The following is a 23,769-nucleotide window of genomic DNA, read 5'->3' as shown; positions in this document are numbered from 1 at the left end:
AGGCGAGCTCGGCGCTGCCTCAAAGCCGGACCGGCCGCCTCATCAACCGAACGGAAAGGCGATGCCGGACGCGGCCTGCAGCCAGGTGCCGATGGTCAGGCCGAAAAGAAGCAGTGCTGCAAGCGTCACGAGCAGAAGCCGTCTGCTAAGGCCGAGGGAAATGAGGCAGGCAGCGAAAAGCGGGAGGATCTGCTCGCCATGCATACCAAAGAAATGGGCGACCCTGAGATCGCCCCCGCCTTGGTTCCAGCCTAGCAGAGGCAGTCCTGTACCGGTTGCGCCGACCGAGTGACCGTCGTTGGCGCTGATGGCGATGCCCGTGACCGCGCCGAGGACCACCGTTATCGTAAGACCCAGCACTACGGCGCAGTGCAGGCTCGGCTCCAGGCCGTGGACAGGCCGACGCATGATCTCAACGATGAGGGGTATCTTGCTGGCCAGCAGCGTCAGGGCCATGATTCCCATCAGAGCATACAAGATCGCGTGGAGGGGATCACCGTCGTTGAAATGAGAGGCTTGGCCGAAAGCAGCCTGGAGGGTGATGTAGCCGAGCTCGAACCCGCCAGCGCCGACGATCATGACACGTCCGATTTGCAGGGAGCGAACGTGGCGGCGCTCCGGGCGAACATAGCCCGTGAGCCAGGCGAAGGTCAGGGCATAGACGCCGACCGAGACGAAGAACTTCGCGGGCTTTACCCAGACGGGGACGCCCTGGATGAGTCGCCCGTCGATGAGGGGCAGAGCAAAGGTCAGGGCGGCCGTCATGAGACAGGCGAGGCCGAAGGCGGTGAGGAGCGGATCGTCGGCGCGAAGCCGCGTGAAAAAGATCGATCGATTCACGTCTCCAGCGACGACATGTGCGGTCATGTCTGCTCCTTCAGGATGGGTCTGCTGGTGCTGAAGCCGATGACGAGGGCGAGGAGCAGTCCGGCGGGGCCGACGAGGAATGTCAGAAGGAGGCACGGCAGGATGAGCAGCGGCGAGAGCTTCGCGGCGATCCCGGTGCGGGCGATCCAAGTGCCGACGAAAAGGTCGAAGGCGAGGTAGTGGATCCAGCCCGCTGTCAGGGCGTGATCATCGGCGAAAAGCGACCGCACCGCCTCGATGGAATCGAAACCGCCCCTCGCTCCGCCGGCAAGCCCTGCCGCAAGGGTTCCGATATAGGCCACGGCGAGGAGGGCCGGGACGACGAGGCCGGCTCCGATCCATGTCCAGCGACGGATGAATGGCACGAACAGGGAAACCGACAGGACCACCCAGGTGAGGAGGGCGAGACCATTGCAGAGGGAGAACAGGCTTGCCGCAGAGATCATCTGTTGTCCCACGTCATCTTGACAGCGTATAGATTGAGCATGAAGACGAATCTTGACACTGTCAAGCGATCGAATGCTCCTCGTGAGGTCAGGGATGCCGCCTACCATCATGGGGACCTGCGCACCGCCCTGATCCAGGCGGCGACCGCAACCCTGAGAGAGCGCGGGATCGATGGATTCTCGCTGAGGGAAGCGGCGCGGCGCGCGGGTGTCTCCCCGGCGGCCCCCCAGCATCATTTCGGCGATGCCAGAGGGCTTCTCACAGCCGTGGCGACGGAGGGCTTCCGAATCCTCGGCGATGCGCTGGCAAACGCTGATTCCGCCGCCGCGGATCGGGACGAGCGTATTCGCGATCAGGGCCGGTCCTACGTCGCCTTCGCTCTTGATCATCCGGCCGAATTCGACACGATGTGGCGCTGTGCGCGGATCGATACGAGCGACGCGGCCTACATGGCGGCGGCCGGTCGCGCCTTCGGTCTCCTGAGAGCGGCGGTGGCCGGCATTCCGTTCGAGATGGGAGGCGCGACGACCCGTGCCGATCCGAAAGCGATTGCCTGCTGGTCCCTCGTCCACGGCTTGGCGCGGCTCGCGCTCGATGGCGCGTTGGGGCCGGCCGAGTCGTTGCGTGAGACGATCGATGAAATGCTCGAACCGGTCCTATCCTGCCTGCAGGTCTGAGACTGACGCCGGACGAGCCGCGCGCTTTGCACGGTCCTTGCCGATGGATCGGAGTGAACCGGAACGAGCCGCCTTGAACCGCTCCTAGGCGGCTATCGTCAGTCATTGCGGGTGACGCAGAATCCCTGCGGGTCCTCTCCGTTACGCGACCCCGGCCCGCAGCAAGTCATGGTAATGGACGAGGCCGACCGGGCGTTCGTTCTCCACCACGATCAGCGAGGTGATCTTCATCGATTCCTGGATTTCCAGGGCTTTGGCGAGAAGGGTCTCGGGATGCACCGTGCGCGGCCTGATGCTCATCAGGGCCTCGACGGCGAGGTTGTCGAGATCGGCCCTGAAGACGTTTCGGCGCAAGTCGCCGTCGGTGAGGATACCGGCGAGACGGCCGTCCTCTTCCACGACAACCACCGATCCGAACCCCTTGGCGTCGATCTCGGCGATGGCCGCGCGCATGGCCGTGCCGCGCTTCACCAACGGCAGTTGGTCGCCCGCATGCATCACCTCGCGCACCTGCCTGAGGGAAGCCCCCAGACGTCCGCCTGGATGATAGATGCCGAACTCGCGGGCAGAGAAGCCACGCGCCTCGAGCAGCGCGATTGCGAGGGCGTCGCCGAGGGCGAGCTGCATTGCCGTCGAGGTTGTGGGTGCGAGCCCATTGGGGCAGGCCTCGCGGGCCTTGGGCAGGGTCAGGCAGATATCCGCCTCTCGACCTAGCGTCGATCCGGCATTGGCGGTGATGGCAATGAGGCCCACGCGGTAGCGCCTCGCATAGCCGATGATGTTGGCGAGCTCCGTCGTCTCGCCCGACCAGGACAGGGCGACGACGACGTCTTCCGGCTGGATCATGCCGAGGTCGCCGTGACTCGCCTCGGCCGGGTGAACGTAGAGAGCCGGCGTGCCGGTCGAGGCCAGTGTCGCGGCGATCTTTCGGCCGACATGGCCCGATTTGCCCATGCCCGTGAGGATGGCACGGCCCCTGGCGGCCGAAATTAGGGCGACGGCCTCCGAAAATGCGGCGCCGAGACCGTTGCCGATGGCCTCCATGAGGCAGCGCAGGCCCTCGCACTCCGTCTCGATGGTGCGCAGAGCGGAGGCGATGGCGGGCGCATACCCGCTAACGGGCTCGGAAACCCGCTTCTCAGCTGCAGCACCGCCCATCCGAAATCCCCGCATCGTCTTCAGCGCGCGCGGCGCCGTTCCATGCCGCCTATGCAAGCCGAATGTGGTCGGATGGGGGCTCGAAGCTTTCAGGCCTTCGCGCCATCGAAGAGGCGTCAGGGACGCGGCGGTGTCGCGTGCGTGGGATTGTCCCGATGTGGTGCCTGCGGTTCCTCGACGAGAATGCCGTCGGTACCCGGCGGGACCGGCACAGCATCGCCGCCCTTGATGGCCTCGGCCTCGTTGCGAGAGCCGGCGATGCCTTCCGTCCCCCCGGGAGCGGTGGCGGCATCGCGGCCCGAAGGCGCGCCATAGCTCTGCGCGAAGGTGGCGCTCGCCATTCCGGTCAGGACGCAGGCGGCGACGAGAGCGATGGTGGAGAAACTGGCCATGATCGAAACCTCGGAGTCCAGGGATGTTCGGAGCGTGGGGATCTGGGAAATGTCGCGGCTGACCCGTGAAACCTGTCAACGCCGGTGGCGATGCATCCCGTGACGGCGATGCTGGTGAGATCGGGCACGACCTCGCAAGCCGCCCGGTGCCACTACCTTGGATTGTCCTCCGGGTGCGACCAGGGTGCCTTGAGCATGTGCCGGCAGGCTCGCCGCCGCCCCTCCGCCGCGGAGCAGAGCCGCGAAGACGAAGGCCGAGAGAAAGCAGGTCGAGGCAGGCATGAGGCGTGACATCGAGGGCGAGGTCTTCCTGGTGGCCGAATTACCGTAGGTGCCGCTTCTCGGGTGAGGCAATCCGTGTGCCGAGGGGGAGTGCCACATGGGAGAATTCCATATGCCTATACTTCGGGATGGAGGGCGCATCAGTGTGCCGATAATCGCCGTCGATCGAAGGAGACCGGGTCGGACAGGCTTTCATGCAGCGATCGGCAAATGACCGCGTGCCGTCGCGTTGACGATGAATGACCAATCACCACCAGGGCGACCGAGGGAATCGACGGCCACATCGCCTCGATCCAGAGGTCCACGGATCAGGCGGTATCGGCGATCAAAAGCATCACGGCCTCGGTCGAAGAACAGGGCGCAGCCACACGAGAGATCGCCCGCAAGGTCGGTCAAGCCGCCACTGCTACCGGCGAGGTCACGGTGAACATCGCGGGCGTGGCGGGAGCCGCCGAGGAGGCGGGTGCGGCGGCCAGCCGGGCTCTCGGCGCAGCATCCGAACTCTCGCGCCGATCCGAGCATCTGAATGCCGAACTGAGCCGTTTCCTCGCGACGATCCCGTCGCCTGATCGGATATCAGCGCTCTGCGCGGATCGGGACCGCGTAAAGCCGGCACTGGGACCGATAGGACGCGAGCCCCGTGACCCAACCGATATCGAGGCCGATGTCGGGAGGCGTATCGAACCGTTCCTGAATGTGGGATGCGAAGGGAAGAGAGACCGATTGGCTCAACGGGTCGTCTCAGCTCCCGCGATAGGTCTGATAGCTCCACGGGCTCGCCACCAGGGGCACGTGATAATGACCTTCTGGATCGCCGACCCCGAATCGAAGGGTGACGATATCGAGGAAGGGTGGTTCCGGCAGTCCCGGATGCGTTTGCCGGAAATGATCGCCGATGTGGAAGCGCAACTCGTAGGCCGCGATCGGCACCGGCCGCCCGCCGATGAGGGGGGCATCGGTGCGTCCGTCGGAATTGGTGATCGTGCTGACTACGAGCGCTGACTTGTCGTCGGAGACCCATTCGAACAGCGACACCGCGACCCCGGCTGCCGGTCTGCCCGAAGCCGTGTCGAGCACATGGGTGGAAATTCGTCCCGTCGTGCGCAGTGGCCCTTCCCCCGCTACGAGAGCATTGAGGCGGATCGCGGCGATGCGAAACACCTCCTCCTGTGCCGTTGCCCGCTCCACGTCCGGCATCGAGGCCACGCGCCGTTCGAACGTGTCGAGGAGCGAGGCACGGCCGTGGCGCTTGATGCACAGAATGAAGGGAAAGCCGAACTTCTCGGAGTAGGCGGCGTTCAAGGCCTCGAACCGCGCGTACTCGGCATCCGACAGCCGGTCGAGCCCAGCGGAGGCTTGTTCCGCGATCGAATCCGGAGCGATGTCGCCGGATCGGGCGGCGCGTCCCGCCAGCTCGGGATGGCCGGTGAGGAGCGCGAGACGATCCTCGTCCGAGGCCCTCTCCACCGCGCTCCGCATCGCCGCGAACAGGTCCGCAACCGTAGCGAAGGGACGCCGGCCGGCCGCGACCTCGGCGACCCAGGGAGCGTGTTCGAACACCGCGCCAAGCGCCGACACGAAGTCCGGGACTGTCGCCGCGTTGAGTTCCGTCAGGTCGAGGGCTGAAGGAAGGATCATGACGCCTGTCGTCATTGGATCATGCGGCTCCGCCAATCGTCCCGGATTTGTCTTGGCTCGTTCATAGCAGGCAATGGGCCAAGACAAGAAAACGCGAAGACCGGCAGGCAGAAGCCGGCCTCGCGCCAGTGCCGCCGGTTGCTTCGCTGGCACATCGCTTGCGGGGGCAATGGCTGAGATGGATGAGCCGCGCAGGGGCTGGGCGGCGGGTCCATGGACGGAGCCTTGGCATTGATCGAAAGCTCGCTCTCCAAGACCGATCCTGCTCCAAGGATGGAACGGCCCGCCGAAGAAATCGCGCCGGCCGCTCTGGTCTTCCTCGGCCTCCAGCACGTCCTCGTCATGTATGCCGGTGCCGTGGCGGTGCCGCTCATCGTCGGGCGTGCGCTGGGCCTGGCACCGGAGCAGGTCGCGCTCCTCGTCAGCGCCGATCTCTTCGCCTGCGGCCTCGCCACTCTGGTCCAGTCCTGGGGCATGCCCGGCATCGGCATCCGCATGCCGGTGATGATGGGCGTCACCTTCGCGGCTGTGACGCCGATGGTCGCCATGGGCACGAACCCCGATCTCGGGCTCACCGGCATCTACGGGGCGGTGATCGTCGCCGGCCTGTTCGCCTTCCTGGCCGGTCCTTTGGTCGGTCGGCTCCTGCCGCTTTTTCCTCCGGTCGTCACCGGCACGGTCATCCTCGTCATCGGCGTCTCGCTGATGAGGGTCGGTGTGAACTGGGCGGCCGGCGGTATCGGCAACCCGCAATACGGCGCACCGGTCTATCTCGGCATCGCGCTCTTCGTCCTCGCGGTGATCCTGCTTCTCACGCGCTATGCCAGGGGCTTCGTCGCCTCGGCCTCGGTGCTCATCGGGATCGTCGCCGGTATGCTGGCCGCGAGCCTCTTCGGCCTCGTTGATCTCACCCGTGTCGGCACCGCGCCCTGGCTCGATATCGTGCGTCCCTTCGCCTTCGGCTGGCCGAAATTCGATCTCGTGGCGAGCCTGACGCTCTGCCTCGTGATGGTGGTGGTGATGATCGAATCCACCGGCATGTTCCTGGCGCTGGCCGAGATCACCGATGACCCGGTCGATGAGGAGCGGCTCGGTCGCGGCCTGCGCGCCGACGGGCTCGGCACGCTGCTGGGCGGCGTGTTCAACACCTTCCCGTACAGCTCCTTCTCGCAGAATATCGGCCTCGTCGGGGTCACGGGCGTTCGCTCGCGCTATGTGGCGGTGGTGGGTGGTTTCATCATGCTCGGCCTCGGCCTGATCCCGAAGCTCGCCGCCCTCGTGGAGGCGGTGCCGCAATGCGTCCTCGGAGGGGCCGGCCTCGTAATGTTCGGGATGGTGGCGGCCACCGGTGCGCGTATCCTCGGAGCGGTCGACTTCGCGCGCAACCGCAACAACCTCTTCATCGTCGCCGTGTCGGTGGGCTTCGGCTTGATCCCCCTCGTGGCGCCGAACTTCTTCAAGCAGATGCCGCATGCACTGCATCCGCTGCTCGAATCCGGCATCCTGCTCGCGGCTCTCGCGGCGGTGGCGCTGAATCTGTTCTTCAACGGCCTCGGCGACGCGGCATCCGCACGCTCGGAGGCGACCCGCATCGCCCATGTGGCCGAGGCCTGAGCCAAACGATAAGGAACCGATCATGGCCCTGACGGCGTCGACCTATGGCAAAGGACGGGTACGGGTGATGCGGTTAGCGCGGGACGGCGACCATCACACCCCCCGCGAACTCGACCTGAAGGTATTAATGAAGGGCGTCTTCGATCGCGCCTGGACTGCGGGCGACAACCGTGCCTGCGTCGCCACCGATAGCGTCAAGAACATCGTCAACGTCACGGCGGCAAACAACCTCTCGGCGGAAAAGGAAGCCTTCGTCGGCGCCTTGGCATCCGTCTTCCTCGACACCTATCCTCAGGTCGAGGAAATTGTGATCGAGGCGCGCGAGACCCGTTGGCTGCGGCATGCCTTCGCCGGTGAGCCGCACGGCCACACCTTCACCCTGGATGGCAACGGCCTCGGCTTCGTCAAGCTTACCGCCAGCCGCACCGGATCGGTGCTGAAATCCGGCCTGCGCGGCTACACCTTCATGAAGACGACCCAGTCCGGCTGGGCCGATTTCGTCGACGACCATTTCCGCACGCTTCCCGATACGACCGACCGCATCGCCGCGACCAGCATGGACGCGACCTGGACCTGGAACGGCATCCCCACAGACTACGCTACCGCCAACGCCCTCGTCCTGGCGATCCTGATCGAGGTATTCGCCACCACCTACAGCAGCAGCGTCCAGGACAGCATGTACCGGATGGGAGAAGCGGTGCTGGCCGCGATCCCGGAGATCGCCGAGATCGCATTCGCCATGCCCAACAAGCACTACATCCCGATCAATCTCTCGCCCTTCGGCCTCGATAACCCGAATGCGGTGTTCCTGCCCACCGATGAGCCGCATGGTCAGATCGAGGCCACGATCGGGCGGGAGGGTTGATACCGGACTGAACGCTCCGGTCGACACACTGGTGCAGCTTGCGGCTCGACAGTAATGCCTTTGGTATGCGGCGCGTGATCGTCATGGGGCCGCCCGGAAGCGGGAAGTCGACGCTGGCGAGACGCCTCGGTGCCGCGCGCGGATTGCCGGTCTTCCATCTCGATCAGGTTTATTTTCGCCCAGGCTGGGAGCCCGTGCCGGATTTGGAATTCCGCGCCGAGGTCGAGCGCCTTGCCGCACTATCCCGCTGGGTCATCGACGGAAATGACACCGGCGTGATCGGTCCGCGTTTCGAGGCCGCTGACACTCTCGTCTATCTCGATCTGCCGGGCTGGCCGACGATGTCGCGCGTGATCCGGCGTCTGATGGTCAGCTATGGTCGGGCCCGACCTGATGCGGCGTGAGGGTGCCCGGAACGGATCGATGCCGAGTTCCTGCGCTATGTCTGGACCTGGAACCGGACCAGGCGGGCGAAGAACCTCGACATGATCGGACGGTTTCCCGGCAGGGTGGTCGTTCTGACTGGCCGGATGCAGCAGCTACGGTTCAAGGGCACATGAACGCGTGCGTTCGCAGATGGCAGGGACGGGTGTCATCGCATGTTCGCTCTCGCTAGAGTCCTGCCGGACATTTCAGGAAACTCACGCTCGCCCATGCCATCACCCCGTACCGCCGCGAAGCACATCGAACTCGGCGCCGATTTCTACGATATCGTCGCCGCTGCCGATTTTCCGAAGACGATCCTGCGCTATCGCAACCGGGCCTGGTCGGATCGGGTCGGGCTCGGTGCCCTTTCGGATGAGGAATGGATCGCGCATTTCGGCCGGTTCCAGCCGCTCCGCGGAAGCCTGCCCCAGCCCCTGGCCCTGCGTTATCACGGTCACCAGTTTCGCTCGTATAACCCGGATCTCGGCGACGGGCGTGGCTTCCTGTTTGCGCAGCTTCACGACCTTTCCGACGGCCGCCTCCTCGATCTCGCCACCAAAGGCAGCGGCACTACACCCTGGTCGCGCACGGCCGATGGGCGGCTGACCCTGAAGGGCGGCATGCGCGAGATCCTCGCCACCTCCATGCTGGAGGCATTGGGCGTCAACACCTCGAAGACCTTCAGCCTGATCGAGACCGGCGAGGAACTGGAGCGCGGCGACGAGCCCTCCCCCACCCGCTCCAGCGTGCTCGTGCGGCTCAGCCATTCCCATATCCGCATCGGCAGCTTCCAGCGTCTGCTGGCTCTGGATGAGCCGCACAACATCCAGAAGCTGCTCGACTATTCGGTGCGCACCTACCTGCCGCAGGCTTGGCGCGAGGAAACCGGGCCTCGCGCGGTAGCCTTCCTGGAGGAAGTCTGCCGGCTCGTGGCGCGTACAGGCGCCCAGTGGATGGCCGCGGGCTTCGTCCACGGTGTGCTCAACACCGACAACATCAACATCACTGGCGAGAGCTTCGACTACGGCCCATGGCGCTTCGCGCCCACGAGCGACCCCGCCTTCACCGCGGCCTATTTCGATGTGCAGGGGCTCTACAGTTTCGGCCGACAGCCGGAGGCCCTGTTCTGGAACCTCAGCCGCCTCGCGGAATGCCTGATGCCCCTGGCCGATCGTGACGCACTCGAGGAGGCGTTGAAGGCGTTCGGGCCGAGCCTGCAGGATGCCTTCGCTGAGGCCCTCCTTGGTCGCCTCGGTCTCGCCAAGCCCGCGGAGGAAGCGGATCTGCACAAGTTCGTCGCCGCCTTCTGGGGTTTTCTCGCGAGAAGTCGGGCTCCGTTCGAGCAGACGTTCTTCGACTGGTACGGTGGCCTCGCCAGTGCCGGGCGCGCGGCGGCGAGCCCTTCGGCCTCACTCTACGAAGGCGAGGATTTCGCCACCGTCCGAGCCAGCCTCGCACGCTTTTCCCCGGCGGAGAATGCACGACTCGACCACCCGTATTTCACGAGGAGGGAGCCGTGCACCATGCTGATCGACGAGGTCGAGGCCTTGTGGGACCCCATCGCCGCGAGCGACGACTGGTCGGCGCTCCATGCCAAGCTCGACGCGATCGCCGAGATGGCGGAAGCCTATGGCACGGCGCCTGCAGCCCTCACCTGACGCGACGGCCCTGTTTCGGACACACCGCTGCGTAGTTTTCAACGATGGCGGCGAGTGACGTTCGCCGGGACGGCACGATGACGGACATTCAAATTACGGCAGGCTCCTTCGGCGATGGAGGAGCCATTTATGAAAACGGAATCTTCCGCCTGCCCAACGGGGAAGTCCGCGGGGTGGAGGATCTCGTCGATCTCGGCATGCCGACCGAGCCGGGTCCCGAGCATTGGAGCGGCGACATCGTGCGCGGTCTTCAAGGCGCCCTCACCACCACGACCAAGGCCCTGCCGTCGCCGTTCGGCTTCGCCGCCTCTTTCGTCGGTATCGGGCTCGACGCCTTCGAATCGTCGGCCAAAGCCGCCGTGATCCTGTCGGCGACCTTCTCCGATGGAGCCTGCGCGACGATCGCTGCCGATCGCGTCATCGCAGCCAGCATTCGACACGATCGCGAGGTGGTCCGCCTCGCCCTCCTGCGGAATCCGCCCGCCCCATCGGCTGCGCCGTTGCCGGCACCCGAGCCTTCGATCGCAGCGCCTGATCCGGCCGATCCGATCCTGACCTCGATGTTCCAGTACGAGAAGCGCAAGGGCCGCCTGCGCCGCGTGGCCTCCGAGAAGACGCCTCAGGAAACCTGAGCGTTCACCGGAGACGACCGGCTCGGTCGCATTCCCTTCGCCCTGTCGAGTGGAGCCAAGCGCCATTCGCCTGTGAGCTAGCATGCGAACTGCCGTAGCGTTTGGAGGTTGAGCTATCCGCGGAGAGCCACCGCGGCGACACGTCTCGATGCGGGCTTCCAGATCATCTCGCGCTCGACCCTCGATTCCGGAAAACGCGGGGCGGCGCCAGGAGAGAAGCCTATTCCTCGATGACGCTCACATGCGCGGCTACGACCTTCCAGCCGTCGGCGAAGCGGATCCAGGTCTGGCTCTGCCGTCCGACCTTTCCGGGTGATCCCTCGCGGCGGAACAGAGTCATCGCCACTGCGGCGTCGCGTCCGTAGGTGGTGATGACCGTCTCTGAGAGGGTGCGTTTCAGCCCTACCGGTGACCGGACGCGGCGGAAGGCGCGGATCGCATCCATCCCGTAGAGATTCTCAGTCCCGCCATAACGGATGGTGCGGGCATCGTCGTGGAACAGGGCTTCCAGAGTCGCCACGTCGTTGCCCACGAGAGCGGCCTCGTAGGCGGCGAAGGCGGCCTCGACCTCGGCAATCACGTCGGGAGCATCGATCGTCATCAGGATGCTCATAGGATCGCGTGCGGCGCCGAGACGATGCCTGTCTTTTCCAAGTGTCGGGCGACCCTGAGAGCCAGATTCTCGCGCCACGGGGCGGCGATGATCTGGACACCGAGCGGCAGGCCCTCATCGAGTCGCATCGGCACTGCCACGACGGGCAGGCCGATGAAGGAGATCGGCTGAGTGAAGACGCCGATATTCGCCCGCACCGGAAGCGTCACCCCATCGAGCACGAAGGTGGTCTGTCCGGATTTCGGCGCCCGACACGGGGTCGAGGGCGCCAGGATGATGTCGACCTCGCGGAAGAGATCGAGCATCGCCGCCCGGTACCATCGACGGAAGCGCTGCGCGCGCTCGACGAAGGGCGCCGGGATCATCGATCCCGCGATCAGCCGGTCGCGCACGGCCGGGTCGAAATCGGCGGCGCGCGTCCGCAGCCGGTCGAGATGCAGGGCTGCTCCCTCTGCGGCGGTGATGAGATAGGCCGCCGCCCGCGCCCGCGCGGCTTGCGGGATCTCGACGCGCTGCTCGCAGCCAAGCGCTGATGCGATGGCGGCCACCGCCGCGAAGGCCTCCGGATCGCCGCCTCGGGCGAAGTAACCGCCGGCGACGGCGATGCGAAGGTCGCCGATGCCGTCATCGATGCCTGGAATGATGAGATCGGGTTCGCGGGTGGTGGCCGCCGGATCATCCGGGTCGGGCCCCTGCATGGCGTCATAGGATAGGGCGAGATCGGTGACGCTGCGTGCCATCGGCCCGAGATGATCGAGGCTGCCGACGAAGGGGAAGCTTCCGGCCCGCGTCAAGCGGCCATAGGTCGGCTTCAGCCCGAAGCAGCCGCAGAAGGCGGAGGGCACCCGGATCGAGCCGTTGGTGTCCGATCCGAGGGCCAAGGGGACGAGCCCAGCGCCGATGGCGCCTCCGGAACCGCCGGACGAGCCCCCCGACATGCGGCCGAGATCGTGCGGATTCCGCGTCGGGCCGTCATGAACGTTCTCGCCCGTGAAATCATAGGCGTATTCGCCCATGTTGAGACCGCCGACGAGGATCGCCCCGGCCGCCTCCAGCCGTCGCACCAGGGCGCCGTCACGGGTGGCGGGAGGCAGGTCGCGGTTGATCTTCGCGCCGGCACGCGTCGGCAGGCCTTCGATGTCGATGAGGTTCTTCACCGCGAAGGGCACCCCCGCAAGCGGTCCCAATGCCTCCCCGCGTGCTCGCGCCGCATCGACAGTTTCGGCCTTCCGTAGGGCGCGCTCCGGCAGCACGTCGGTGAAGGCGTTGACCGATGCATCCACCCGCGCGATCCGCGCCAGGACGGCCTCGACCACATCGCGTGCGCTAGTTGCCCCGTCCCTGACGGACGCGGCGATATCGGCCGCGTGCATCGTGCTCGGATCGCTCACGCCGCCGCTCACGCCGTGAAGACCGGAGCCGGCTCCGCCTCGTCGGGCAGCGGAAATTCCGCGACGAGGCCGGCCGCCGCATGGAGGACGGTGAGGTTCGCCCCCACCGCCGCGACCCATGCCGGATCGAGGGGAAGGCCCAGAAAGGCGGATGCGGCATCGATATAGGTGTCGAACCCGCCCGATGCGGGCTCCGTCTTCGGCATCTCGGCCATCGTCGTCATTCCTTCCGTCTCTATTCTGCCGGCACCGCGGCGGCGGCCGGCAGAAGCGACGCCTTGGCGGTCGAGCGGGACGCCGCGTAGAGGAGCCCCGCCACCATCAGATAGGCAAGGGCCAGGCCGGGCTTCACCGCGATGCCCACGGCAGGGCCGTGCATGAAGCCGAAGAAGGTCATCGCCGCCCCCACGGCCGAGAAGGCCGCCGCCTTGGCAAAGTCGCGCTCGATGATGAAGACCGCAATCGCGCCGAGGATCAGGCCGCCGAGGATCGCGCCCTCGCCCAGTACCTCGAGCCCACCATAGAGCACGCCCACCTGCCCGAGCTTGTCGAGTCCCACCGCTGCAGCACTGGTGCCCGCCGCGCCGAGCGCCCCGTCGATGAGCGTCTTCGCCCAGGCGGCGAGATGCGGCGCGAAGGCCAGGACGATGGCCGGCGCGTGGGAATGCGGCGTCTCTTGGAAGGCCTGCGCCCCGATGAGCATGCCGATGTAGAGCAGGATCGGAGCGATCGCGACGACGGGAACGAGGCTGGAGAGCAGCGAGACGAGGTTCAGCCAGCATAGAGCCAGGATGACGAGGCCGGTGGCCACCGAATAGCCGATCCGGCCGCCCATCGCCTTCCAGCCGGGATGGCCGATATAGACGGCGTTGATGAAGGGGTTGCCCATCATGCAGCCGATCAGGCTGACGACGCCGTCGGCGGTGAGCACGCGCGTGGTCGGATAGGTGTCTCCCGCGACCTCCGCGCTCTCGACATTGTCCATGGCCTCCACGAGGTCGTAGATCCCGAAGGGGATCGCGGTCACCAGGATCACCCCGATGAATTCGAACCCGCCGAAGACATGGCCGAAGGCCGGCAGGGGAATCGAGAAGCCGATCCCCTGGATCGCGCTGACGAAGCCGGGTCCGCTGACGCCGCCCATGTCGAGACCGAACAGCTTGGCACCCCAGGCCACGATCATCCCGAACAGGATGGCGACGAGGCCCGCGGGAAGCTTGCCAGGGTAGCGCAGGCCGCCGAACCAGGCGAGCAGGATGATGGCGAAGGCGACGACACCGATCACCGGCGTCGTGATCATCTCCAGCGCCGGCCGCATGGCGATGAAGGTGACGGAGACGCCGGCGAGCGTGCCGAGAAGCGCGGCGCGCGGGGTGATCCGCCGGATCGCGGGGGCGACGAATCCCCCGATCATCAGGATGAAGCTCTGAATGAAGACCCATGCAAGGCCGGCTTCCCAGCCCTTCACCGGATCGCCCGTGGCGAGCTTGATCGGCAGCATGATCACGAAGACGACGATGAACATGTGCGGCACGCTGATGCCGGACGGCAGGGCACACACGTCGTCCCGCCCGGTCTCCTTCGCCAGCCTGTAGGCGAGCCAGCCGTAATAGGCGGTGGAGAGACATAGCATCAGGCCGATCGCCGGCAGGATGCGGCCGAATGTGATGGCATCGGGCATGCCGAGGACGAAGCGCAACAGGCCGGTGAGGACCAGGAGATTGACCAGGATGTTGGTGCCGAAGCCGAAGAAGGCGTTCCAATCCCCGGATACCCAGAGATTGGGACTGGAGACCCCGCCGATCCCGGATGTCTTGCCGATCCCGGATGTCTTGCCGCCCGCGTACAATCCCGCTGCCATGATTCATCCTCCTGGCGTTACCGCCGATCCCGATTGTCCGTTTCCTCGCTAAGCCGCTGCGAGGGCCGCCAGGACGGCAGCCGATGAAGACACCCAACCGAAGATGCCGCCCTGCGCTTTGATCATTTCCAGGCCGACGCGATGGAATTCCGGGAAGTAGGAGGCACAGCAATCCGAGAGCGCGACGCAGCGATAGCCGCGGTCGTTGCCTTCGCGGATCGTCGTATGCACGCAGACTTCCGTGGTGACGCCGCAAACGAGCAGCGTCGCGATGTCCCGATCGGCCAGGACCGTTCCCAATTCGGTTGCGTAGAAGGCGCCTTTGCCGGGCTTGTCGATCACGACCTCCCCCGGCATCGGCGCGAGTGCCGGCACGATGTCGTGGCCGGCCTCCCCACGGATCAGGATGCGACCCATCGGGCCCGGGGCACCGATCCGCGCCGTGGGTTCGCCGCGTTCGAGTTTGGCCGGCGGTGCGTCGGACAGATCCGGCTTGTGACCCTCGCGTGTATGCACGACGAGCATTCCGAGGCGGCGCGCGGCAGCGAGGACCGATTGGCATGGCGGTACGGCAGCGAGCAGAAGCGAGACGTCGTTTCCGAGGGTCTCACCGAAACCTCCCGGTTCGAGAAAGTCCCGCTGCATGTCGATGATGACGAGGGCAGTCGTCGTCGGATCGAAATCGAGATCGGCGGGTTCCGCGCTGAGCGTGACACTCATGACCTTGCACACCCGGTCGTCCGACACCGCGTTTGCCGAACACGGCGAGAGTGCCGATTCGGTTGTGGTGTTGCCGAGATCATGTATGCAAGGCAGGCGCCGTACACGCCCAAATTATGCGCGACTCTGCGTCGTTGCGCGCCAAGCTGTGGAATCCTTACGCGGGTTCAGCGTCGATGGCGTTCCAGACCGCTCATATCGGGAGTCGGCCGGGCGAGGGAGCGCCGTTCATCCTGTCTATCCCGGGCGGTTTCACGCTCCTGCGCGGGTGCGGAATCCACGGTCTCGAACACGTCCTCGACGATGCTCATGTGGATCAGCATCGCGGCGTTGGCCGCCGCGGCATCGCGCCCGAGCACGGCACGCACCACGGCGCCATGCTCCGCATGCGAACGGTGCAATCGTCCGGGCGCCCTGAACTGGGCCTTGCGATAAGGCGTCAGCCTTCGGCGAAGGGACACCGCGATCTCTTCGACGACGCTGTTGTGGGCGCCTGCATAAAGGAGACCGTGAAACTCCTGATTTGCGGTGATGTAACCTTCCCGGTCCTCCATATCCGCTAGCCGGGCCATCGTATCGTGAAGGGATTGCAGACGGCTTCGCTCCATCGGCGTCATGCTCAAGGTCGCGAGACGAGCGCAGGTCGCCTCGATCTCGCCCATGGCGATGAACAGCATGTCGAGTTCGTCGGGCGCCATTCTGCGCACCATGGCGCCGGCGCGCGGCCGCAGATCGATCAGTCCCGTTCCGTTCAGGAGGCGCAGGGCATCGCGTACGGGAGTGCGCGATACGCCGAAGCGCTTGGCGAGCACCTGTTCGTCCAGGTGAAATCCCGGTGCGAAGAGGCCGTTCATGATGTCATTGGCGATCTGGTCGGCCAGATGTTCGGCGCGGGTCAGTGGCGCGTGCACCGCTATCTCGATGTGATGGGATGATGCTCCCCCGGATGGGGCAGTTCGACCCTAGTGTAATTTCACAGTCCGTGAATGCATCTTTTCGCCATGACAGGCCTCATGCACACAGGCCGATCTTCACCGCGAGGCAGACCAGGCACGGCCGCCCTGGCCCAATCACCAGAACAGGTCTGTTGCATAATTGCATGCCGCCGCTCGGGCATTCGTAGAATCCTTTCGGCTCGAACGTCCTGGCATATCGGTTGCAGTCATCGGCCTCGGCTGAGCGCGACGCTCTTCGGGGGATTGATGATGGCAGGCATCTCGAAACCGCTGGCGGCGGCTTTGTTCTCGTTCGTGGCGATCTCACCGGTCCTCGCGGCCGACCTCGTCAAGGCGCGGCCTCCGGCCCCCATTCCCGACGCCCCCTCCTCGTTCTTCCTCTTCTCAGATACGCAGGTCAGCTACCGCTATCAGTTCCCGTCCTCGGAGCCCGGCGTTCAGGTGCAGAATGGCGACGGCTCGTTCAGCACGCGCGGCATCCCCAAGCAGATCTACAATATCTCGCACGCCGATGCCTGGGCCTACGGCACCAACTTCTTCACCCTCGACATCCTGAAATCCGCCTCTCAGGATCCGGGCGGCACCACCAACGCACCTGGCGGCTTCGCGCAGTACGATTACGGCGCGACGGAAGCCTACGGCCTCTATCGCGGCACCCTCAGTCTCAATGCCCTGACGGGAACGAAGGCTTTCGCGGTGCCGGGCATCATCAAGGACATCTCTCTGTCCTACGGCTTCGATGCCAATGCCAAGAACACGGCGTTCGGCCCTCGCAAACGCGACGTCGTCGGTGGCCTGAACTTCGCCTTCGACGTGCCGGCCGGCTTCATCAACGCCTCGGTCCACGCCTACAAGGAATGGAACCGAAACGGCTTCAACACCTATCCGAACCGCGACGTCAGCTTCGATACGGTGCCCGAGTTTGAGATCGTGTACAGCCTCCCCCTGAGCTTCACTGGCCTGCCGCTGAGCATCGCCGGCTTCAACAACATCGTCCTGCCGAAGGGCCGTGGCGTCGGTGATCCCGGCGCCTTCGCCTTCAACCCTAAGACGGGGCTCGAATTCCTCTCTCGTACCAATCTGGTGCTCGATCTCGGCAAGCTCGTCTACGACAAGCCCAACCGTGTCGATGTCTTCGTCGGCTTCCAATACTGGCTGAACAAGTTCGGTGCTCAGGAGACGGCGACGTTCAAGGGAACCGAAGAGAAGAGCTTCCTCGCCGGCGTCTCGTTCCACGTTTTCTAGGATGATGCGTCCGTCCACCGTACACCGATGCATGACGAGGCCGGAGCGCGATCCGGCCTTTCTCTGGCGAAGGGAATGACGGACAGAATGGCCGAGACAGGAACATCTAGGCGGGTCTGGATCCGCAATCCGCTGGCGATCCTCGCGGAGAATGCGGGCGGGGGACTCGTCGTCGAGGGAACCAGGATCGTCGAGCTGGTCCCGGCCGGTGCGCAACCGTCGAGCCCCGTGGACGAGACCTTCGATTCCAGCCGCCACGTGGTCATTCCCGGTCTCGTCAACACGCACCACCATTTCTTCCAGACGCTGACGCGCGCCCATCCGGTGGCCCTCAACAAACCGTTGTTTCCGTGGCTGCAGGCTCTCTACACCGTCTGGGACAAGATCACCCCCGACGCGTTCCGCCTCGCGACTCGGCTCGCCTATACCGAGCTGCTGCTCTCCGGCTGCACCACGGCGGGTGACCATCACTACCTCTTCCCGAAGGGCCTCGAATCCTCCGTCGACATCCAGGTCGAGGAAGCGGGCCCCATCGGCATTCGCGCCTTCGTCACCCGCGGTTCCATGAGCCTGTCGGTGCGCGACGGCGGCCTGCCGCCCGAATGCCTGACGCAGGACGACGACACGATCCTCGCCGATAGCGAGCGGGTCCTGCGCCTGTTCCATGATCCGAAGCCGGGGGCGATGGTGCAGATCGGGCTGGCTCCCTGCTCGCCCTTCAACGTGACGAAGAGGCTGATGCGCGAGAGCGCTGCGCTCGCCGAGCGGTACGATTGCCGCCTCCATACCCATCTCGGAGAAACACTCGACGAAGACCGGTACTGCCTCGAGATCTTCGGCCAGCGCCCGGTCGATTATCTCGAAGAGGTCGGCTGGATGCAGAGCCGGGCGTGGCTCGCCCATGGCATCCACTTCAACGACGAGGAGGTGGGCAGGCTCGGCAAGGCCGGCGTCGGCGTATGCCACTGCCCGACCTCGAACATGACCCTCGCCTCCGGCCAGTGCCGGACCTGCGAGCTGGAGGCTGCCGGCTCTCCGGTGGGGCTCGGTGTCGACGGTTCGGCCTCCAACGACAATTCCAACCTGATGGAAGGCGTGCGCCACGCCCTGATGATCAACCGCCTGACCTACGGCGCGGAACGCGTCACCCATCTCGATGCCTTGCGCTGGGCCACCGAGGGCTCTGCCGCCTGCCTCGGGCGCAAGGATATCGGTCGGATCGAGGAGGGCCGCGAGGCGGATGTCGCCTTGTTCACCCTCGACGAATTGCGCTTTTCCGGTGCGCACGATCCGCTGGCGGCGCTGGTCCTGTGCGGTGCTTACAAGGCCGACAGGGTGATGGTGGCCGGCAAATGGCGGGTGGTCGATGGTCAGCCGCTCGGAATCGAGACCGGCCAGTTGCGCGAGGCTCATACGCGGCTCGCCCACAGCCTGCTCGGTGCCTCGTGAGCGCCATCGTGCCCCCGGTCACGGAGGGGCCGACGCCGCTGTTCGGCGCCTATGGTATCGTCAAGCGCTTCGGCGACTTCAAAGCCAATGACGGCGTCGACCTCGAAATCCGCGCTGGCGAGATTCACGCCCTGCTCGGCGAGAACGGAGCCGGCAAGTCGACGCTGATGAAAATCCTCTACGGGCTCCTGGAGCCCACCGAGGGAGTCGTCACCCATCGCGGCGACATCGTGAAGCTCGCCAACCCGGAGGCCGCCCGCGCGCTCGGCATCGGCATGGTGTTCCAGCATTTCTCGCTGTGCGAGAACCTGACGGTGGCCGAGAACATCGCCCTGGTGATGCCGCGCTCCTTGGGCGCGAGAGCGCTGAAGAAGAAGATGTCGACGGTGGGTACCACCTATGGTTTGCATCTCGACCCCGACCGGCCGGTCTGGTCGCTCTCGGCCGGCGAGCGCCAGCGCATCGAGATCATCCGCTGCCTGCTGCAGGATCCGCGCCTCGTGATCCTCGACGAACCGACTTCGGTTCTCACGCCGGGCGAGGCGGAGGGCCTGTTCACGGTGCTGGAGCGCCTGCGCGACGAGGGCCGTGCCCTGCTCTACATCTCGCATCGGCTCGACGAGGTCCGTCGCCTGTGTTCCCGCGCCACCATCCTGCGCGGCGGAAAGGTCGTGGGGGCGTGCGATCCGCGGCAGGAGAGCGCCCGTTCCCTGGCCGCGATGATGGTGGGCGTGCAGGTCGGTGAGGTGAAGCCGCCCTCCGGCGTACCCCTCGGGCCTGAACGGCTCGTGCTCTCGAACCTCTCGCTCACGACCTCCGGCTTGCACGGTACGGCGCTTGTCGACATCTCCCTCACTGTCGCCGGTGGCGAGATCGTCGGCATCGCGGGCATCGCCGGCAACGGCCAGGCGGAGCTGTTCGACGCGCTGTCCGGTGAGGCCCTGGCTCCGGAAGCCGGTATGGTCGCTTTCGATGGACAGCCCGTCGGACGCCTCGGCATCACCCAGCGGCGACGCCACGGCGCCTGTTTCGTGCCGGAAGAGCGCAACGGCCATGCGGCCGCACCAACCCTGAGCCTCTCCGACAATGCCCTCCTCTCGCGCCATGCCACCGCCGGGCTCAGCCGCTTCGGCTTCCTGCGCAGCGCTGCGACCAAGGCATTGGCCCAACACGTGATCGGCGCCTTCGACGTGCGCAAGGCCGGCCCGGACCCCGCCGCCGGCACCCTGTCCGGGGGCAACCTCCAGAAATTCCTGATGGGGCGGGAGATCATGGCCGAGCCGGGCATCCTCGTCGTCAACCAGCCGACCTGGGGCGTCGATGCGCTCGCCGCCGCGCATATCCGCCAGGCCCTGCTCGATCTCGCCGGGCGCGGCGCCGCCCTGCTGGTCATCAGCCAGGACCTTGACGAGTTGTTCGAGATCGCCGGCCGCATCGCGGTCCTGCATGACGGGACGCTCTCGCGGGCGGTGCCCGCGAGCGAGACGAGCCGCGAGGCGGTGGGGTTGCTGATGGGCGGCTCCGGGGGCGTGGGCACGGAAGCGGTAGCGCCGTCATCGACGAGGGAGGCGGCCAGCCATGCGCATTGACCTGTCGCCGCGCACCAATCGCTCCCGCCTTATGGACGGCTTCGCGCCGATCCTCGCCTTCGTCGTTGCCGTCGCCATCGGCGGCGTCGTGGTCGCCGTGATGGGCCGCTCGCCGGCTACCGCTTTCGTCACCTACTTCATCGCGCCCTTGAGCGAGGTGTGGTCTCTGCAGGAGGTGGCGCTCAAGGCCGCACCCCTCGCCCTCATCGCCATCGGTCTCGCCTTCTGCTTTCGCGCCAATGTCTGGAATATCGGCGCCGAGGGTCAGTTCGTCATCGGTGGCTTGTTCGGCGGCTGGATCGCGGTGGCGACCCATGGGGCTGGGGGGAGCACTTTCTGGGTTTTGCCGCTGATGCTCGCCGTGGGCACACTGGCCGGTGTCGCCTATGCGCTGATCCCGGCAATCCTCAAGGTCTGGCTCGGCGTCTCCGAGATCCTCACCAGCCTGATGCTGGTCTACGTCGCCGAGTTGTTGCTCGACTACATGGCACGCGGCCCCTTGCGCGATCCGGCCGGCTATAATTTTCCTCAGAGCGTCACCTTCGACGATGCGGCCCGCCTGCCTTACCTGATGGAAGGCGATACCCTCCATGCCGGCGTCCTGATCGCCCTGACGGCGGTGGTCGTCGCGACGATCGTCCTTGCCCGAACCCTGTTCGGCTTCGAGGTCCGGGTGGTGGGAGCGAGCCCGCGCGCGGCGCGCTTCGCTGGCTTCAGCGACGTGCGCCTCACCTTGGCAGTCTTTGCGGTTTCCGGTGGTGCGGCGGGGCTCGCCGGCATCGCCGAAGTGGCGGGAAAGATCGGGCAGCTCCAGCCGTCGATCTCGCCGGGCTACGGCTTCACGGCCATCATCGTCGCTTTCCTGGGACGGCTCTCTCCAGTGGGTATCCTGGTGGCGGCGCTGGTCATCGCCCTCACCACCATCGGTGGCGAGGGAGCGCAGATCGATCTGAAACTACCCCTCGATCTCACCCGCGCTTTCCAGGGATTGCTGCTCGCCCTGGTGCTCGGGGCCGATGCCCTGTCGCGCTACCGCGTCCTTTTCGTGCCCGGGACGGCGACGTGACGGGCATGTCGAGCCGGCCGTTCGCGGCCCTTCACGTGTTCCTTCCGCCTGCTCTGCGGGAAGAGGCGGATGTCCGACGTGGGACATGGGTGTCGGTTGGAATGACGGCGCGTCGAAGGAAGCTCTCATCATGACCCTCGACGTTCTGCAGATGGTGCTCGTCACTATCGTTGCCGCCGCCACGCCCCTCATGATCGCGGCACTCGGCGAACTCGTCGTCGAGCGTTCCGGTGTGCTCAATCTCGGGGTCGAGGGCATGATGGTGCTCGGCGCCGCCACTGGCTTCGCGGTCGCGGTGGAGACGGGGTCTACCCTTGTAGGGGCGTTGGCCGGAGCGGGTGCGGGGCTTGCCCTCTCCGCCCTGTTCGGCATCCTCACCGTGGTGCTCGCCGCCAATCAGGTCGCCTCGGGGCTCGCCATGACGATCCTCGGTCTCGGCCTGTCGGGACTCGTCGGCGCCTCCTATGTCGGCATGAAACGGGAACCGGCGCCGCATCTCACGATCTCCGGTCTCACCGATTTTCCCGGCATCGGCCGCCTCGTCTTCGGGCAGGATGCGTTCGTCTATGCCGGCTTCGCGCTGGTGGGCGGCATCGCCTGGTTCCTCTGGTGCACCAGGGCCGGCCTGGCACTGCGCGCCATCGGCGACGACCACACCTCGACCCATGCGCTCGGATTGCAGGTGCGCAAGGTGCGCTTCCTCGCAGTGCTGTTCGGTGGGGCCTGCGCCGGTCTCGCTGGGGCCTACCTGTCGCTGGCCTACACCCCGTTCTGGGCGCCGGCCATGACCGCCGGGCGCGGCTGGATTGCCCTGGCCCTCGTCGTCTTCGCCTCGTGGCGCCCTGTGCGGGTGATGGCGGGCGCCATGCTGTTCGGAGGGGCGACCGTGCTCCAGCTCCACGCCCAGGCGGCGGGGTTCGGCCTGCCCGGCCAAGCCCTCTCCGCCCTGCCCTATCTCGCCACGATCCTGGCCCTCGTCTTGCTCTCCCTGGGACGGCGACAGGGCGGCTCGCTGGCGCCGGCCTCCCTAGGCCGCGTGTTCACGCCGTTTCGCTGAAACAGAAGAGGACGACGAGGATATGGGGATCATCAAGGGGGTCGCCGTCTCCCTGGCACTCGCGCTCGGAATCAGTTCGGTTCAGGCGCAGGAGAAGCCGGTTGGCAAGCTCAAGGTCGGCTTCGTCTATGTCGGCCCAGTGGCGGATTTCGGCTACTCGTTCCAGCACGACCAGAGCCGCAAGGCGCTGCTGGCGGCCATGCCTGACAAGGTGGAAACGAGTTTCCTCGAGAACGTGCCCGAGGCGGATAGCGAGCGTTCGATCGAGAGCCTCGCGCGCTCCGGCCACCAGCTCATCTTCACCACGTCGTTCGGCTTCATGGAGCCGACCCTGAAGGTCGCCAAGAAGTTTCCAAAGGTGAAGTTCGAGCACGCTACCGGCTACAAGCGATCGGCCAATGTCTCGACCTATTCGGCGCGGTTCTACGAGGGCCGCTACATCTGCGGCGAGATTGCCGGCAAGCTCTCGAAGACCGGGACGCTGGGCTACATCGCCTCCTTCCCGATCCCCGAAGTGGTGAGCGGCATCAACGCCTTCATGCTGGGCGCGCAGTCGGTGAACCCGAACATCAAGCTCAAGATCGTCTGGGTGAACACCTGGTTCGATCCGGGCAAGGAGGCCGAAGCGGCCAAGGCGCTGCTGGCACAGGGGGCCGACGTCCTCTCCCAGCACACCGATTCCGCGGCGCCGCTTCAGGAAGCCGAGAAACAGGGCAAGCTCGCCTTCGGCCAATCTTCCGACCAGATGCGCTTCGCGCCGAAGGCCCAACTCACCTCCATCGTGGACGATTGGGACGGCTACGTCATCAATGAGGCCAAGGCGGTCCTCGACGGCAGCTGGAAGAGTCAGGACACCTGGGGCGGCATCAAGGATGGCATGGTGGTTTTGGCTCCCTTCGCCAACATGCCCGACGATGTGAAGGCCAAAGCCGAAGCGACCAAGAAAGCGATCGCGGACGGCACGCTCCATCCTTTCAAAGGCCCTGTGCTCAAGCAGGACGGGACCGTGGCCGTGAAGGATGGCGACAACGCGCCCGATCCGATGATCCTCGGCATGAACTGGTACGTGAAGGGCATCGAGGACAAGCTGCCGAACTGATCGCTCCGCGTCCGGTACCCAACTCGACCGATCTCAATTCGGAACCGGCGACCGCCGAGACGCGGCT

The 23,769-nt window shown here is 65.9% G+C and carries 23 protein-coding genes and 1 pseudogene; 13 read left to right on the top strand and 11 right to left on the bottom strand.

Annotated features, from left to right (window positions below; translation table 11 throughout):
* Window positions 1-42: 42 nt before the first annotated feature.
* Both ACFQ4G_RS10725 and ACFQ4G_RS10720 read right to left on the bottom strand, forming a co-directional pair.
* On the bottom strand, window positions 43-765 hold the full coding sequence (locus tag ACFQ4G_RS10725) for a hypothetical protein (RefSeq protein WP_238205869.1): 723 nt from the start codon (window positions 763-765) through the stop codon (window positions 43-45).
* A 98-nt stretch (window positions 766-863) separates the two neighbouring features.
* Window positions 864-1,313 (bottom strand): DUF4281 domain-containing protein, encoded by a 450-nt coding sequence (locus ACFQ4G_RS10720; protein ID WP_238205870.1) that lies wholly within the window; start codon window positions 1,311-1,313, stop codon window positions 864-866.
* A gap of 39 nt (window positions 1,314-1,352) precedes the next feature.
* Here ACFQ4G_RS10720 and ACFQ4G_RS10715 point away from each other — a divergent pair, with 39 nt between their 5' ends.
* Window positions 1,353-1,991 carry a TetR/AcrR family transcriptional regulator gene (locus ACFQ4G_RS10715; RefSeq protein WP_238205871.1) on the top strand — a complete coding sequence of 213 codons (639 nt, stop codon included), beginning with the start codon at window positions 1,353-1,355 and terminating at the stop codon, window positions 1,989-1,991.
* Between the two features lie 141 nt (window positions 1,992-2,132).
* Here ACFQ4G_RS10715 and ACFQ4G_RS10710 read toward each other — a convergent pair whose 3' ends face one another.
* Both ACFQ4G_RS10710 and ACFQ4G_RS10705 read right to left on the bottom strand, forming a co-directional pair.
* A complete protein-coding gene (locus tag ACFQ4G_RS10710) occupies window positions 2,133-3,149 on the bottom strand; it encodes a KpsF/GutQ family sugar-phosphate isomerase (RefSeq protein WP_238205872.1) in 1,017 nt (338 codons plus the stop codon).
* A gap of 116 nt (window positions 3,150-3,265) precedes the next feature.
* On the bottom strand, window positions 3,266-3,541 hold the full coding sequence (locus ACFQ4G_RS10705; protein WP_238205873.1) for a hypothetical protein: 276 nt from the start codon (window positions 3,539-3,541) through the stop codon (window positions 3,266-3,268).
* A 531-nt stretch (window positions 3,542-4,072) separates the two neighbouring features.
* Between ACFQ4G_RS10705 and ACFQ4G_RS10700 the strand changes: the two are divergent.
* Window positions 4,073-4,381, top strand: a pseudogene (locus ACFQ4G_RS10700) (methyl-accepting chemotaxis protein); the annotation flags it as partial.
* Window positions 4,382-4,564: 183 nt separating this feature from the next.
* Here the strand turns inward: ACFQ4G_RS10700 and uraD are convergent.
* Complete coding sequence (uraD, locus tag ACFQ4G_RS10695; RefSeq protein WP_238205876.1) at window positions 4,565-5,461, bottom strand: 2-oxo-4-hydroxy-4-carboxy-5-ureidoimidazoline decarboxylase; 897 nt, start codon at window positions 5,459-5,461, stop codon at window positions 4,565-4,567.
* Window positions 5,462-5,734: 273 nt separating this feature from the next.
* Here uraD and ACFQ4G_RS10690 point away from each other — a divergent pair, with 273 nt between their 5' ends.
* From ACFQ4G_RS10690 to ACFQ4G_RS10670, 5 genes are all read left to right on the top strand, one after another.
* Window positions 5,735-7,075: a nucleobase:cation symporter-2 family protein gene (locus tag ACFQ4G_RS10690; protein ID WP_238205997.1), complete on the top strand. Its 1,341-nt coding sequence runs from the start codon at window positions 5,735-5,737 to the stop codon at window positions 7,073-7,075.
* Window positions 7,076-7,097: 22 nt separating this feature from the next.
* Entirely contained in the window at window positions 7,098-7,940 is an 843-nt protein-coding gene (pucL, locus tag ACFQ4G_RS10685; RefSeq protein ID WP_238205878.1) for a factor-independent urate hydroxylase, read from the top strand.
* Window positions 7,941-7,978: 38 nt separating this feature from the next.
* Window positions 7,979-8,344 (top strand): hypothetical protein, encoded by a 366-nt coding sequence (locus ACFQ4G_RS10680; RefSeq protein ID WP_238205880.1) that lies wholly within the window; start codon window positions 7,979-7,981, stop codon window positions 8,342-8,344.
* A 249-nt stretch (window positions 8,345-8,593) separates the two neighbouring features.
* Window positions 8,594-10,024 (top strand): protein adenylyltransferase SelO, encoded by a 1,431-nt coding sequence (locus ACFQ4G_RS10675; protein WP_238205881.1) that lies wholly within the window; start codon window positions 8,594-8,596, stop codon window positions 10,022-10,024.
* A gap of 77 nt (window positions 10,025-10,101) precedes the next feature.
* Window positions 10,102-10,656, top strand: a complete 555-nt coding sequence (locus tag ACFQ4G_RS10670; protein WP_238205882.1) for a hypothetical protein — start codon at window positions 10,102-10,104, stop codon at window positions 10,654-10,656.
* Between the two features lie 220 nt (window positions 10,657-10,876).
* On the opposite strand, the gene hpxZ is transcribed toward ACFQ4G_RS10670, so the two are convergent.
* The 6 genes from hpxZ to ACFQ4G_RS10640 all read right to left on the bottom strand — a co-directional run bounded on the left by hpxZ (window position 10,877) and on the right by ACFQ4G_RS10640 (window position 16,152).
* On the bottom strand, window positions 10,877-11,257 hold the full coding sequence (hpxZ, locus tag ACFQ4G_RS10665; RefSeq protein WP_238205883.1) for an oxalurate catabolism protein HpxZ: 381 nt from the start codon (window positions 11,255-11,257) through the stop codon (window positions 10,877-10,879).
* Between the two features lie 8 nt (window positions 11,258-11,265).
* Entirely contained in the window at window positions 11,266-12,642 is a 1,377-nt protein-coding gene (locus tag ACFQ4G_RS10660; protein ID WP_238205998.1) for an AtzE family amidohydrolase, read from the bottom strand.
* A gap of 26 nt (window positions 12,643-12,668) precedes the next feature.
* Window positions 12,669-12,884, bottom strand: a complete 216-nt coding sequence (locus ACFQ4G_RS10655; RefSeq protein ID WP_379040152.1) for a DUF4089 domain-containing protein — start codon at window positions 12,882-12,884, stop codon at window positions 12,669-12,671.
* An 11-nt stretch (window positions 12,885-12,895) separates the two neighbouring features.
* A complete protein-coding gene (locus tag ACFQ4G_RS10650; protein WP_238205885.1) occupies window positions 12,896-14,521 on the bottom strand; it encodes a regulator in 1,626 nt (541 codons plus the stop codon).
* Between the two features lie 48 nt (window positions 14,522-14,569).
* Window positions 14,570-15,241, bottom strand: coding sequence for a cysteine hydrolase family protein (locus ACFQ4G_RS10645; protein ID WP_238205887.1), 672 nt, complete (start codon window positions 15,239-15,241; stop codon window positions 14,570-14,572).
* A 167-nt stretch (window positions 15,242-15,408) separates the two neighbouring features.
* Window positions 15,409-16,152, bottom strand: a complete 744-nt coding sequence (locus tag ACFQ4G_RS10640) for a GntR family transcriptional regulator (protein ID WP_238205889.1) — start codon at window positions 16,150-16,152, stop codon at window positions 15,409-15,411.
* Between the two features lie 291 nt (window positions 16,153-16,443).
* On the opposite strand from ACFQ4G_RS10640, the gene ACFQ4G_RS10635 reads away from it, so the two are divergent.
* The 6 genes from ACFQ4G_RS10635 to ACFQ4G_RS10610 all read left to right on the top strand — a co-directional run bounded on the left by ACFQ4G_RS10635 (window position 16,444) and on the right by ACFQ4G_RS10610 (window position 23,702).
* Window positions 16,444-17,442: a hypothetical protein gene (locus ACFQ4G_RS10635; protein WP_238205891.1), complete on the top strand. Its 999-nt coding sequence runs from the start codon at window positions 16,444-16,446 to the stop codon at window positions 17,440-17,442.
* An 87-nt stretch (window positions 17,443-17,529) separates the two neighbouring features.
* A complete protein-coding gene (locus ACFQ4G_RS10630; RefSeq protein ID WP_238206002.1) occupies window positions 17,530-18,891 on the top strand; it encodes an 8-oxoguanine deaminase in 1,362 nt (453 codons plus the stop codon).
* A gap of 8 nt (window positions 18,892-18,899) precedes the next feature.
* Window positions 18,900-20,480 carry an ABC transporter ATP-binding protein gene (locus ACFQ4G_RS10625; protein WP_238205893.1) on the top strand — a complete coding sequence of 527 codons (1,581 nt, stop codon included), beginning with the start codon at window positions 18,900-18,902 and terminating at the stop codon, window positions 20,478-20,480.
* Complete coding sequence (locus tag ACFQ4G_RS10620; protein WP_238205896.1) at window positions 20,470-21,546, top strand: ABC transporter permease; 1,077 nt, start codon at window positions 20,470-20,472, stop codon at window positions 21,544-21,546. Before ACFQ4G_RS10625 ends, ACFQ4G_RS10620 begins: the two co-directional genes overlap by 11 nt.
* 130 nt (window positions 21,547-21,676) lie before the next feature.
* Window positions 21,677-22,603, top strand: a complete 927-nt coding sequence (locus ACFQ4G_RS10615) for an ABC transporter permease (protein WP_238205897.1) — start codon at window positions 21,677-21,679, stop codon at window positions 22,601-22,603.
* Window positions 22,604-22,625: 22 nt separating this feature from the next.
* Window positions 22,626-23,702, top strand: a complete 1,077-nt coding sequence (locus ACFQ4G_RS10610; RefSeq protein WP_238205899.1) for a BMP family ABC transporter substrate-binding protein — start codon at window positions 22,626-22,628, stop codon at window positions 23,700-23,702.
* The last annotated feature ends 67 nt before the right edge of the window (window positions 23,703-23,769 follow it).

It is taken from the genome of Methylobacterium marchantiae, from assembly GCF_042679825.1.
In the GTDB taxonomy this organism is placed as follows: Bacteria; Pseudomonadota; Alphaproteobacteria; order Rhizobiales; family Beijerinckiaceae; genus Methylobacterium; species Methylobacterium marchantiae.
This window is presented reverse-complemented; position numbering and strand designations above follow the sequence as displayed.